Annotated in this window: 9 protein-coding genes and 1 pseudogene; 7 read left to right on the plus strand and 3 right to left on the minus strand. The window is 67.7% G+C overall.

What is annotated here, in order from left to right:
- Together B2X67_RS13905 and B2X67_RS13910 are read left to right on the plus strand one after the other, a co-directional pair.
- Positions 1–599 (plus strand): winged helix-turn-helix domain-containing protein (locus B2X67_RS13905; protein ID WP_286785857.1); only part of this gene is annotated, 599 nt, incomplete at its 5' end.
- Positions 596–1,672 carry an NAD(P)H-dependent flavin oxidoreductase gene (locus tag B2X67_RS13910; RefSeq protein WP_286785858.1) on the plus strand — a complete coding sequence of 359 codons (1,077 nt, stop codon included), beginning with the start codon at positions 596–598 and terminating at the stop codon, positions 1,670–1,672. The genes B2X67_RS13905 and B2X67_RS13910, both read left to right, overlap by 4 nt.
- Here the strand turns inward: B2X67_RS13910 and B2X67_RS13915 are convergent.
- The 3 genes and pseudogenes from B2X67_RS13915 to B2X67_RS13925 all read right to left on the minus strand — a co-directional run bounded on the left by B2X67_RS13915 (position 1,650) and on the right by B2X67_RS13925 (position 5,551).
- A pseudogene (locus tag B2X67_RS13915) lies at positions 1,650–3,084 on the minus strand (mechanosensitive ion channel domain-containing protein). The gene B2X67_RS13910 and the pseudogene B2X67_RS13915 overlap by 23 nt on opposite strands.
- 78 nt (positions 3,085–3,162) lie before the next feature.
- Positions 3,163–4,203: an acyltransferase family protein gene (locus B2X67_RS13920; RefSeq protein ID WP_286785859.1), complete on the minus strand. Its 1,041-nt coding sequence runs from the start codon at positions 4,201–4,203 to the stop codon at positions 3,163–3,165.
- Between the two features lie 295 nt (positions 4,204–4,498).
- Positions 4,499–5,551, minus strand: a complete 1,053-nt coding sequence (locus B2X67_RS13925) for a glycoside hydrolase family 5 protein (protein ID WP_286785860.1) — start codon at positions 5,549–5,551, stop codon at positions 4,499–4,501.
- 266 nt (positions 5,552–5,817) lie between these two features.
- On the opposite strand from B2X67_RS13925, the gene B2X67_RS13930 reads away from it, so the two are divergent.
- From B2X67_RS13930 to B2X67_RS13950, 5 genes are all read left to right on the plus strand, one after another.
- Positions 5,818–7,749 carry a putative nucleotidyltransferase substrate binding domain-containing protein gene (locus tag B2X67_RS13930; protein WP_282340597.1) on the plus strand — a complete coding sequence of 644 codons (1,932 nt, stop codon included), beginning with the start codon at positions 5,818–5,820 and terminating at the stop codon, positions 7,747–7,749.
- Positions 7,746–8,447, plus strand: a complete 702-nt coding sequence (locus B2X67_RS13935) for a 3'-5' exonuclease (protein WP_286785861.1) — start codon at positions 7,746–7,748, stop codon at positions 8,445–8,447. Before B2X67_RS13930 ends, B2X67_RS13935 begins: the two co-directional genes overlap by 4 nt.
- Before the next feature lie 99 nt (positions 8,448–8,546).
- Entirely contained in the window at positions 8,547–9,065 is a 519-nt protein-coding gene (locus B2X67_RS13940) for an RNA polymerase sigma factor (RefSeq protein WP_286785862.1), read from the plus strand.
- Positions 9,062–10,036 carry a FecR family protein gene (locus B2X67_RS13945; RefSeq protein ID WP_286785863.1) on the plus strand — a complete coding sequence of 325 codons (975 nt, stop codon included), beginning with the start codon at positions 9,062–9,064 and terminating at the stop codon, positions 10,034–10,036. The genes B2X67_RS13940 and B2X67_RS13945 overlap by 4 nt, the downstream gene beginning before the upstream one ends.
- Before the next feature lie 106 nt (positions 10,037–10,142).
- On the plus strand, positions 10,143–12,563 hold the full coding sequence (locus tag B2X67_RS13950; protein WP_286785864.1) for a TonB-dependent receptor: 2,421 nt from the start codon (positions 10,143–10,145) through the stop codon (positions 12,561–12,563).
- Positions 12,564–12,626: the final 63 nt, after the last annotated feature.

Raw genomic sequence — 12,626 nt, forward strand, 5'->3', positions numbered from 1 at the left:
GGCTGGCCCAGGCCGCGCTGGCGCGCCCGGACCTGATGGTGCTCGACCTCGGCCTGCCGGACATGGACGGCCATGAGGTGCTTCGCGACCTGCGCCAGTGGTCGCGGATGCCGGTGCTGGTGCTCTCGGTGCGCGCCAGCGAGGGCGAGAAGGTGCTCGCCCTGGATGGCGGCGCCAACGACTACGTGACCAAGCCGTTCGGTATCCAGGAATTCCTCGCCCGCGTGCGCGTGCTGCTGCGCCTGGCCGACGGCCCGCGCGGCGAGCCGAGCCTGGACAATGGCCCGCTGCACATCGATTTCGCCGACCGCCGGGTGACCCTGGACGGCGCCGAGGTGGCGCTGACCCGCAAGGAATTCGCCGTGCTGGCACTGCTCGCCCGGCACCTCGGGCGCATGGTGACGCAGCAGCAACTGCTCAAGGACATCTGGGGCCCGACCCACGTCGAGGACAGCCACTATCTGCGCGTGGTGGTCGGCCACCTGCGGCAGAAACTTGGCGACGCGCCGACCCGGCCGCGCTTCATCGTCACCGAACCCGGCGTCGGCTATCGCCTGATCGAACTACCGGCGGCAGCGCCGCCCGAGGAGACCCCATGAGTCCGCGCCTCACCGCCCTGCTGGGCATAGAACATCCGATCATCCAGGCGCCGATGGCCGGCGTCTCCACGCCCCGCCTGGCGGCGGCGGTGTCCGAGGCCGGCGGGCTGGGCTCGCTGGGCGTGGGCGCCAACACCGCGCAGCAGACACGAACGCTGATCGGCGAAACCCGCGCGCTGACCGCGCGGCCGTTCAACGTCAACCTGTTCTGCCACCCGCCCGCGCAGCCCGACGCCGCGCGGGAGGCGGCCTGGCTGAACTACCTGCGGCCGCTGTTCGCCGAGTTCGACGCCGCGCCGCCAGCCGCACTGGGCGAGATATACACTAGCTTCCTGGCCGATGCGCCGATGCTCGAGGTGCTGCTGGACGAGCGCCCGGCGGTGGTGAGCTTCCACTTCGGCCTGCCCCCGGCGGCGACCATCGCTGCGCTGAAGGGCGCCGGCATCCGCCTGATGGCCTGCGTCACCACGCCGGCGGAAGCGACGCTGGCCGAGGCCGCGGGGGTCGATGCACTGGTCGCCCAGGGCGTCGAGGCCGGCGGCCATCGCGGGGTTTTCGACCCGCAGCGCGGCGACGACGGGATCGGCACCCTGGCGCTGGTGCGCCTGCTGGCGCGGCAGACCCGCCTGCCGCTGATCGCCGCCGGCGGCATCATGGACGGCGCCGGCATCGCCGCCGCGCTGGCGCTGGGTGCCGACGCGGTGCAGATGGGCACCGCGTTCATCCTCTGCCCGGAGTCCGCGGCCAACCCGGCCTACCGCGCCGCGTTGCAGGGCGAGCGCGCCGCCCGCACGCGGATCACCGCGACGCTGTCCGGACGCCCGGCGCGCGGCCTGCCCAATCGCCTGTACCGGGATGGCGATGCCAGGCCCGCGCTGCCCGACTACCCAATCGCCTACGACGCCGCCAAGGCGCTGCATGCCGCGGCCAGCGCCCGCGGCAACCACGATTTCGCCGCGCAATGGGCCGGCCAGGGCGCGCCGCTGGCGCGGGCACTGCCGGCCGCCGAACTGATGCGGGTGCTGGTGGAGGAGCTGGAGGCGGCGCGCCTCAGCGCTTGCGCAACCAGCTGAGGAAACCGGCCTTGTGCACCGCCACCGGCTTCTGTAGCAGCAGCGACTGGCTGGCCTGCTGGCGGAAATGGTGCAGCCGCGTCATCGCCTCGGCGACCTCGCCCCCTGCCTCCATGCAGGTCTGGATGTGCACCTTGTCGATCCGGTAGAGCACGCAGGCGGTCAGCGCGGCGAAGCGCCTGCGAGGGCTGGCCGGAGATCAGGCTCTCCTCGCCCATGATCTCGCCCGGCCCCATGCGCCCCGCCTCGATCAGCGTCGCGCCATCGGAGACCGACACCCCGATCACCCCAGAACCGATGATCAGCAGGTCCTCGGTGAGGGCGCCGAGGGCGATCACTTCTTCGCCGGCGGCATGGTCCCGGCGCATCAGGTGGCCGCTCAGCTCGTCCTTCTGCGGCTCGCTCAGGGTACGGAAAATCTTCACCTCGTCGAGCAGCGCGCGGGCGCGGGAGATTTCCCGTGGCGCCTGCACCGGGGCATCCTCCCGCAGCACCGCGGAGGCCTCCAGGTGACGGTAGGCGAGGTCGTAGAGCTGATTGCGCACCGCGGCCTTCTTCGCCATCGCATCGACGAAGCCGGTGAGTTCGTACTCGACGCTGTCGATGCCGGAGCTCTTGATACCGACGCTGGGCCTGGGCGTCGACAGCAGCTCGCTGCAGCCCTGCAGCGCGCGCTCGAGGGCGTCGAGCGCCTTGCGCGGGCGCACCAGTCGCGGCAGCTCCAGACGGATCGACACGCCATGCACGTCGCGCGGGCGGCTCAGGTTGAGGATCTTGGCCTTGGCCGCCACCGAGTTGGGCACCACCGCCATGCTGCCTTGGGCGGTGAGCAGGTGGGTGGAACGCCAGTCGATCTCCACCACCTTGCCTTCGATGCCGTCGATGGAGATCCAGTCGTCCAGCTGATAGGGCTTGGTGGTGTTCAGCACGATCCCGGAAAACACGTCGCCTAGGGTGCTCTGTAACGCCAGGCCGACGATGATCGCCACCGCGCCGGACGTCGCCAGCAGACCGCGCACCGGCAGCTCCATGACGTAGGCCGCGGCGGCGACGATGGCGACCAGGAAGATGATCGCGCCAAGCACATCCTGCACCAGACGCCCGGTGTGCCCGCCGCGCGGCATCAGCAGCGGCCCGATGACCACCGTGAGGGTGCGCGCGCAGAACAGCCACCAGACGATTTCCAGCACGATGGCGAGCAGGTGCAGCGGAACGTCGCCTGCCCAAGGCGCGGCCTGCAGTGGACTAAGGCCCGCCTCGAAGATCAGCAGGCTGTAGAGCAGGAAGATGCCCAGCCGCGCGGCGATCTTCCACGGCTTGTGGCGCTCGTCGACCAGTTGCCAGACGAGCAGGTCGATGACCAGCAGGAGCACGGCGCTGATCAGGGGATGGGCGGAAAGGATCGGCAGCATCGCGGCTTCGCTGAGCGTGAAGAGGGATCATTTATAACCGCAATCCGGCGGAAAAGATCGCCCCGCCGCGGGCGCCGCTCAGAGGGTGCGCGGGGCGACCGCCAGGCGGCGCTGGCGACGCTTGTCCAGTGACATCCAGGCCGGCGCCTCGTACAGCCACTTGATGCCCATGGCCTCGAGGATCTTCGCGGCGATCACCGGCAGCACCAGGCCGATCACGCAGCCGGCGAGGATATGCACAGCGACGCTGTCGATGCCGAAGAACTTGCTGAGAATCACGCGGATGCCGCTGCCGGCGAGGATGTGCATCAGGTAGATCGGCATCGACAGCGCACCGAGGGTCAGCACCCAGCCGAGCGGTTTGCGCGCCAGCACCATGCAGGCGCTGACGACGAACAAGATGGCGGTCATCGCCACCACCAGCGAGATCACTCCGCGGTCTTCGTAGCGCAGGCCGAGCACGCCGTGGAAGACGTACTCCACCACCACGAAGGCCACCCCACTGAGCGCCGCGACGACGCCGGCGCGGCTCTCGATGTGCCCGCGAATGCTGTTGAACCAGACGCCGAAGGCGAAGAACACGAAGTTCTGCGCGATGAAGTTGAAGACGAAGAAGTTCGGCCCGCGGTTCTGGAAGATGTAGATCACCGCGCCCGCCACCAGCAGCGGCAGGAACATCGCGCTGCGCCGGTAGAGCAGCACGCTCAGGGTGAAGATCAGGAACAGCGCATAGAGGAACCAGAACTGCGCGCGCGGGGCCCAGAGCAGGGAGAACACCTTGGCCAGGCTGACGTCGCCGTTGGTGTAGTTGGACAGCAGCGCCTCGATGCAGCCCTGCAGGATAGACCACAGCACGAAGGGGTAGAACACCGTGTCGATCTTGCTGAGGAAGACGCCGTTGGCGCCGCGGTTGCTCATCGAGTGCCAGAAGAACAACCCGGAAAGGAAGAAGAACAACGGCATGTGGAAGCTGTAAATGACGCTATCCACCAGCTTGTGCAGGAAGATGTGGTCTTCGATGATCCCGGCCGCCAGCAACCCGCGCACGACGTGGCCGTACACGACCAGAACGATGCCGATGGCTTTGCCGTAGTCCACCCAGAGGTTGCGATTGTTCATGAACATCCTTTTCTCGAAAGCCCGTGGAGGTCTCATAACCAGGGCGAAGCGGGATAGGCGCAGCGCCGGACGACGGGCGACGCACTCACTCTGCGATCACTCCTGGCAACGGGAGGCCGACTGCCCGGCATTCGTCTCTGCCGAACGGCATCCTTTCAGGAGGTTTCTTCTCGCAACCCGGCTATAGGGCCCAACTTGGAGCGCAAAAAGGTCCGCCGGTTCCGGACGCGGCGACGATCCGGACGAACGTAGCTGTCCGGATACACCGCGCCGAAACCGCCAGTGGGCAGGGGTTTCAGGATTTCTTCGGGCCGATCGCCTCGCAGCCGCCGCTGCCGAGATACTTCTGCAGCACCGGCCATTGCGGCCGGTCCTTGCCGTCCAGCGGCTCGATGGACATGTGGTAGTTGCGCCCCCACGAAGGCCCGGCGGCCCAGTAGGTCACCGGGATGCAGTTCTGCTGCAGGTAGCTCAGAAGATTGTCCATGATCGGTAGCCAGCGTGGATCGTTGTTGGGCACGCCGAATTCGCCGAGGTGGCCACGCTTGCCGTGCTGGCGCAGCCACTCGACGAAGGGCTCGACGCGCTTGACCACCACCATCGGGTCGTAGTTGTCCGGCATCGCCTGCTTGTACAGCCCGCTGCTGTCCTTGTCGGCGTAGATGTGCGCGGAGAACACCAGGTTGTCCGCCGGGTCGACCAGCTTCAGCAGGTCGTCGTTGAGCCCCGGCCAGCGCTGCGCCGACGACCAGCTGCGGCCTTCGACGTAGATCGTCTTGGTCTTATCGTACTTGCGCACGCCGTCGATGCCGGCCTGGGCGACATCGAACCAGTAGCGCTCGGCGTCGCCATAGGGCTCGTTCATCAGGTCGTAGGCGTACAGCGTGTCGTCTCTCGACCAGCGCTCGGCGATGCGCTCCATCAGATCCTGGTAGGCCTTGATCGGCACATCGGCGTCGCCAATGATCTTGCCGTAGTAGCGCCCGTAGTTGTGCACGTCGAGCATCACGCGGATGCCGTTGGCCTTGGCGTCCTCCAGGGTCTTGTCGATGCGCGCCGCGTAGTCGGCGTCGAAGTCGCCGAACTGCTGCGGCTGCAGGCGCTCCCAGACGATCGAGAAGCGAACCCAGGTGATGCCGCGTTCCTTCCACTGGACGAAATAGTCCGGCGGCGGGAAGAAATAGTTGGTGCCGTGCTTGCCCGGCAGCGTGCCCGGCGAAAAGCCGGCGCCGGCGACGTTGATGCCGACCAGCTGCGGAGGCGCCTCCTGGGCCTGGGCGGCGCTCGCCAGCAAGGTCGCGAACAGCAGCGCACAGAGTTTGCCCCACAGGGTCGAAGCGCTATTCATAGGCTGATCTCCAGTCCGATGGGAACCCACCATGCATTCCCGTGACCACAAGCGACCCGGATACCCCGGCTAGGTTCAAAAATGCCTGGCCAGACGCCTCGCCGCCACACTCGACGAAACGCCGGATACGCCGTGCCGGCGCCGCGTCCACCCGTTCCGATGCGTCTGTTACCGGAGGTTGCCGGAGCCCGACTAGACTTACGTCCAATGTCGAGCGTGCCGGGTGCAGCCGACCATGCGTGCTGAATAACAAGAGCGAGCCAGCCATGAGCAAAGCCGACGCCTTCGCCCAGGCGGGGAAGACCGCCGTGCTGCAGAACATCCACGGCACCATGGAGTTCCTGCAGAAGTACCCGCCGTTCAACCAGATGGAGAACGCCCACCTGGCGTTCATGGTGGAGAACTGCCAGCTGCGCTTCTACGGAAGCGGCGACTCCATCATCAAACCCGCCGACGGCGTGGTGCAACACTTCTACATCGTCAAGCAGGGCCGGGTGCATGGCGAACGCCCGCACAGCGCCCGGCGCGGCACCGAGACCACCTTCGAGATCACCGCCGGCGAGTGCTTCCCGCTGGCCGCGCTGATCGGCGAACGCGCCACGCGCACCGAACACCGCGCCGCCGAGGACACCTTCTGCCTGCAGTTGGGCAAGCCGGCCTTCGTCAAGCTGTTCGGCGTGTCGAGCGTGTTCCGCGACTTCGCCCTGCGCGGGGTGAGCAGCCTGCTCGATCAGGTCAACCAGCAGATCCAGCTGCGCGCCGCGGAAACCCTGGGCGCGCAATATTCCCTGGATACCCGCCTGGGCGAGCTGTCGATGCGCCAGCCGGTGAGCTGCGCGCCGGGCACGCCGCTGCGCGAGGCGGTGCGCCTGATGGACGAGCAGAGCGTCGGCAGCATCGTGATCGTCGACCCCGAGCAGCGCCCGCTGGGAATCTTCACCCTGCGCGACCTACGCGGCGCGGTGGCCGGCGGCGGCGAGATGAACCAGCCGATCGACGCGCTGATGATCCGCGACCCGTTCCACCTGGCGCCCGCCGCCAGCGCCTTCGACGCCGCCATCGCGATGACCGAGCGGCACATCGCCCACGTCTGCCTGGTCGAGGACGGCCGCCTGAGCGGCGTGGTGTCCGAGCGCGACCTGTTCTCCCTGCAACGCGTCGACCTGGTGCATCTGGCGCGGACCATCCGCCACGCCGGGCGCATCGAGACGCTGGCGGCGCTGCGCCGCGACATCCATCTGCTGGTCGACCGCATGCTCGCCCACGGTGCCAGCTCGACGCAGATCACTCACATCATCACCCTGCTCAACGACCACACCGTGTGCCGGGTGATCGAGCTGGTGCTGGAGGAATGCGGCGACCCCGGCGTGCCCTTCACCTGGCTGTGTTTCGGCAGCGAGGGCCGTCGCGAGCAGACGCTGCATACCGATCAGGACAACGGCATCCTCTTCGACGCCGAGGATTCGGCCGATGCCGCGGCGATCCGCGGGCGCCTGCTGCCGCTCGCCGAACGCATCAACGAGGGCCTGGCGCTGTGCGGCTTCACCCTGTGCCAGGGGCGGATCATGGCCGGCAACCCGGAGCTGTGCCTGTCGCGCGCCGAGTGGTCGCGGCGCTTCGCCGGTTTCATCCGCGAGGCGACGCCGGAGAACCTGCTCGGCTCGAGCATCTACTTCGACCTGCGCGCGGTCTGGGGCCCGCCGGAAGGCTGCGACGAGTTGCGCCGCGAAGTGCTGCGGCAGATCGACGACAACCGTCTGTTCCAGCGCATGATGGCCGAGAACGCCCTGCGCCAGCGCCCGCCGGTGGGCCGTTTCCGCGATTTCGTGGTGGCCCGCAAGGGCGCGGAGAAGGACACCCTGGACCTCAAGGTGCAGGGCTTGACGCCCTTTGTCGACGGCGCCCGGCTGCTCGCCCTGGCCCACGGCATCGAAGCCGGCAACACCCTGGAACGCCTGCGCCAGCTGGTCGCGCGGGACATCATCGACGCCCAGGACGGCGGCGCCTACGAGGAGGCCTACCACATCATCCAGCTGATCCGCATGCAGCAGCACCAGCAGCAGGCGCGGCAGAACCTGCCCTACTCCAACCGCCTCGACCCGGACACGCTCAACCACCTCGACCGGCGCATCCTGCGCGAATCCTTCCGCCAGGCGCAGCGCCTGCAGAGCAGCCTGGCGCTGAGGTATCAGCTGTGAGATTTTCCTGGCTGAACCGCCGCGCACCGAGCCTGGACGATCGCCAGCGCCGGCGCCTCGAGGCCCTGCCGGGCGTGGCCAGCGGCACGCTGCCGCTGCGCGACCAGCGCTTCGTCGTCCTCGACCTGGAAACCACCGGGCTGAACACCAGCCGTGACATGGTCCTGGCGATCGGCGCAGTGGTCATCGACGACGGCGCGATACAGCTCGGCCAGCAGTTCGAGCGCACCCTGCAGCGCGACAACCACCAGGTCAGCGAAAGCGTGCTGATCCACGGCATCGGCCCGGACGCGGTGGCCGCCGGCAGCGACCCGGCGGACGCGCTGCTGGACTTCCTCGAGTTCCTCGGCGACAGCCCGCTGCTGGCGTTCCACGCGCCGTTCGACCAGCGCATGCTGGCCCGCGCGCTGAAACACAGCCTCGGCCATCGGCTGCTGCACCCGTTCATCGACCTCGCCGAGCTGGCGCCGCTGCTGTTCCCCCAGGCGAATATCCGCCAGGGTGGGCTGGACGACTGGATCGCGTATTTCGGCCTGCAGGTGCAGCAGCGCCACAATGCCAGCGCCGACGCCCTGGCCACCGCGGAACTGGCGCTGATCCTGTTCAGCCACGCGCGGCGCCAGGGCATGGACAGTTTCGTCGCGCTGGACGAGCGCCTGGCCGGCTGGCGTCGCCGGCAGCGCGCGCAATCCCTCTAATCCGACTGGCATACCCCGGCATTGCGGGCACCAACGACATTTGCGATCATGTGCGAATAATTCTCGTTTTGCGGCCAGCGTGCGCAATGGAGGCTGGTCGTGTCGACCGGGCAATCGCCGAACCACGAGTTAGTCGGACTGCTGTATCGCGGTCATCGCGACTGGCTGCTCGCCTGGTTGCGGCGCAGCCTCAACTGCCCGCAGCGCGCCGAGGACCTCAGTCAGGACACCTTCCTGCGCCTGCTCGCCCGCCAGCACCTGCAAGCACCGCGCGAGCCGCGCGCGCTGCTGCGCACCATCGCCAAGGGCCTGCTGATCGACCACTTCCGGCGCAACGCGCTGGAACGCGCCTATCTGGACGAACTCGCCGCCCAACCCGAGGCGCTGCAGCCCAGCGCCGAGGAACAGTTGCAGATACTGCAGGCGCTGCGTGAGGTCGAGCGCCTGCTCGCCACGTTGTCGACCCGCGCCCGCGCCGCCTTCCTGCACAGCCGCCTCGACGGCTTGAGCCACGCCGAGATCGCCGAGCGCCTTGGCGTCTCGGTGCCACGCGTGCGCCAGTACCTCGCCCAGGGCCTGCGCCAGTGCTACATCGCGCTCTACGGCGAACCGACATGATCGATACCCGACCGGTCAGCGCGCGCGTCCTCGACGAGGCCATCGCCTGGCAACTGAACCTCGGCGCCGGCGATGACGACCGCCAGCAGCAGGCATTCGCCCACTGGCACGCTGCGCATCCGGACAACGCGCGCGCCTGGGCGCAGCTGGGTGGCATCGACCAGCAACTGCACGGCGCCGCGTCGGGCCCTGCGCGACGCGCGCTGCAGCGCACCGAAGGCGAAGTGCGGCGGCAACTGCGCCGGCTCGGCGGGACGACCCTCGGCCTGCTGCTGATGGTCGGGCTGACGCTCGGCCTGCTCCAGCAGCAACGTCCGCTGAGCGACTGGCTGGCCGATGAAGTCACCGCCAGCGGCGAACAGCGCGACGTCGAGCTGCCCGACCGCACGCGAATCCGCCTGAACAGCCGCAGCGCGCTTGATATCGCCTTCGATGCCCGCGAGCGACGGGTGATCCTGCGCGGCGGCGAGGTGCTGGTGGAAACCGCGCACGGCGACCCGCGCCCGTTCATCGTGCAGACCGCCGAGGGCGACCTCCGCGCCCTCGGCACCCGCTTCCTGGTCCGCCGCGACCCCGAAGGCACGCGTCTGATCGTGCTGAAGTCGGCCGTCGCCGCGCACCCGGGACGGGGAGACGAGGAACGCATCATCGGCGAAGGCCAGCAGGTGCTGATGCGCAACGCCTGGCTCGGCGCCAGCCAGCCCGCGCCGGTCGCCGCGGATGCCTGGAGCCGCGGCATGCTGGTGGTGGAAGAGATGCCGCTGGGCCAGCTGCTCGAACAGCTGGGCGAATACCGTAGAGGTCATCTCGGCCTCGATCCGCGCCTGGAAAACCTGCGCATCACCGGCAGCTTCCCGCTGAACGACAGCGACCTGGCCCTCGCCGCGCTGCCGCCGAGCCTGCCGGTGAGCATCGAGCGGCACACCGACTGGTGGGTGACGGTGGTGCCGGCGGCGACCAAGGAGAAATGACGGGAATGGCGCCGGCGGAAATATTTTCCGCCGCGCCCTATCACTTTTCGATCTTGCTTCGGCAAAGGGGCATTGAGATTCATTCTTGTCCAGGAGCCATTCCCGAATGTCCGCGTCGAAAACCCTGTTCCGCCCCAGTCTGCTGGTTGCCGCCATGCTGCTCGCCAGCCAACCCTGGAGCGCCGCACAAGCCCAAGAATCCACTGCCAGCAGCGCCGTACGCACCTACCAGCTGCCGGCCGCACCGCTGGCCAACACGCTCAACCGCATCGCCGGTGAAGCCGGGCTGACCCTGAGCATCGACCCGGCACTGAGCGCCAGCCGCACCTCCAACCCGGTACAGGGCCAGTTCGACGCCCAGAGCGCCCTGCTCGAGGCCCTGCGCGGCACCGGCCTGCAACTGCAGCGCAACGCCGCCGGCGTCTACAGCCTCGACGAGGTGCATCAGAGTGGCGCCATGCTGCTCTCCGAATCCAGCGTCACCGCCAGCGCCACGGCGCCCGTCGACGGCAGCGCGGCCGCCGGCTATCGCGTCGACGCCGCGAAGAACGTCGGCGCGCTGGGCGGCATGAGCCTGCAGGACACGCCGTATTCGATCAGCGTCGTTTCCAGCGACCAGTTGCGCAACACCCAGACGACCTCCACCGACGACGTCTTCAAGCGCAACCCGTTCACCCAGCTCTACTCGCCGAAGAACGCCGGCTACGCCAGCGCCGTGGCGATCCGTGGCTTCAGCAGCGCCGGCAACCTGAACGTGGCCACCGACGGCCTGCGCTTCAGTACCGATTCCGACAGCAACAACTTCGTCGAGGAGATGGAGCAGATCGAGGTCCTCACCGGCCTCTCCGGCTTCCTCTACGGCCCCGGCAACCCCGGCGGACTGGTCAACTACGTGCTCAAGCGGCCGACGGCCGAGCGCTACAACAGCGTCACCCTGGGCAACGCCGGCGGCGAGAACTACTACCTGCACGGCGACTTCGGCGGCCCGATCGACACCGAAGGCCGGTTCGCCTATCGCCTCAATGTGCTGACCCAGGATGGCGAAACCGCCATCGACCTGCAGAAGCGCCGCCGCGAGATGGTCAGCCTGGCGCTGGACTGGAACCTCAGCGACGACCTGCAGATCCAGTTCGACGCCTCGCACAAGAAGAGCGAGACGCGCGGCCTGAGCAGCTACTGGTTCGTCCAGGACGGCGCTCGCCGCCCAGATGCGGACGACCTGGACAACGACCGGCTCTACAGCCAGAAGTGGGCGTTCTCGGACTCGGAAAGCGACCGCGTCGGCAGCCGCTTCAACTGGCGCCTGAACGATGTCTTCAGCCTGCGCGGTGCGCTCGCCTACACCGAGTACACCCAGGAATACACCTACACAGGCCCGACCATTTACAGCACCTCGCCACCGGTATCGGCACTGGGCAACTATACCCAGCCGCTGTATGCCTACGCCCCGGTGGACAACGCCGAGACCTCCGGCTACCTGTTCCTCGACTCGGCGTTCGCCACCGGCGCCATCGGGCACAAGGTGACGTTCGGCTACCAGGGCAACATGCGCCGCGTGAAGCAGCACATCGACCACGCGTACCCGTCCTATCCCCAGTTCTCGGTGGTCGGCGACATCCCGCTCGAAGAAACCCCGCAGGTCGACAAGCCGTCCTACAGCATCGGCAACAGCGACAAGCACCTCTACAGCACTAACGAAACCCGGAACCTGCTGATCGGCGACGTAATCACCTTCAACGACCAGTGGTCGACGATCGTCGGTTTCACCCACAGCAAGATCGACACCTTCACCAACGACTTCGTCTACGGCAGCGGTGTGAGCACCTACGCCAAGACCAAGACCTCGCCGAACTACTCGCTGATCTTCAAACCGCTGCCCTGGCTGACCACCTATGCGACCTACATCGAAGGCCTGGAAGCCGGTGGCGCCACGACCCTCAACGGCCGCTCCATCGCCCTGCCGCCGGAAGTCAGCGAGCAGTACGAAATCGGCGCCAAGGCCACCTGGGGCGATGCGCTGTTCACCGTGGCGCTGTTCAACATCGACAAGCCCAACTACATCACCAACTTCGTCTACACGCCTAACGGCCGCCAGGAAAACACCGGGCTGGAATTCGGCGTCACCGGCAGGGTGACCTCCAACCTGACCCTGGTCGGCGGCCTCACCCTGCTCGACCCGCAGGTGAAGAAGTCCAACGTGGCGGCGAACGACGGCAACAAGCCGACCAACGTGGCCTCGCAACTGGCCAAGGTCTACGCCGAGTACGACCTCGACGCCCTGCCCGGCTTCGCCTTCACCGGCGGCGCCTACTACACCGGCAAGCAGTACAGCGACGAGGCCAACGACCACAGCCTGCCATCCTTCACCACGTTCGACTTCGGCGCGCGCTACAGCATGCCAGTGGCGGACAATAAGCTGACCCTGCGCACCAACGTCAGCAACCTGGCGGACAAGTCCTACTGGCTGAACAGCTACTACCTGGGCGATCCGCGCACCCTGACCTTCTCGGCGGAAATGGAGTTCTGAACCGCCGCTGCCCCGCTTCGCGCGCGAGCCGCTCCGGGAGCCGGCTCCGGCGTTTTCCACGGA

This window comes from Pseudomonas sp. UBA3153, from assembly GCF_002364635.1.
GTDB lineage: Bacteria > Pseudomonadota > Gammaproteobacteria > Pseudomonadales > Pseudomonadaceae > Pseudomonas_O > Pseudomonas_O kuykendallii.

What these genes read in the sequence shown, in the direction of transcription:
- B2X67_RS13910 (WP_286785858.1), top strand. Translation starts at nt 596, where the DNA reads ATGAGTCCGCGCCTCACCGCCCTGCTGGGCATAGAACATCCGATCATC.
- B2X67_RS13945 (WP_286785863.1), top strand. Translation starts at nt 9,062, where the DNA reads ATGATCGATACCCGACCGGTCAGCGCGCGCGTCCTCGACGAGGCCATC.
- B2X67_RS13920 (WP_286785859.1), bottom strand. Translation starts at nt 4,203, where the DNA reads ATGAACAATCGCAACCTCTGGGTGGACTACGGCAAAGCCATCGGCATC.
- B2X67_RS13950 (WP_286785864.1), top strand. Translation starts at nt 10,143, where the DNA reads ATGTCCGCGTCGAAAACCCTGTTCCGCCCCAGTCTGCTGGTTGCCGCC.
- B2X67_RS13930 (WP_282340597.1), top strand. Translation starts at nt 5,818, where the DNA reads ATGAGCAAAGCCGACGCCTTCGCCCAGGCGGGGAAGACCGCCGTGCTG.
- B2X67_RS13925 (WP_286785860.1), bottom strand. Translation starts at nt 5,551, where the DNA reads ATGAATAGCGCTTCGACCCTGTGGGGCAAACTCTGTGCGCTGCTGTTC.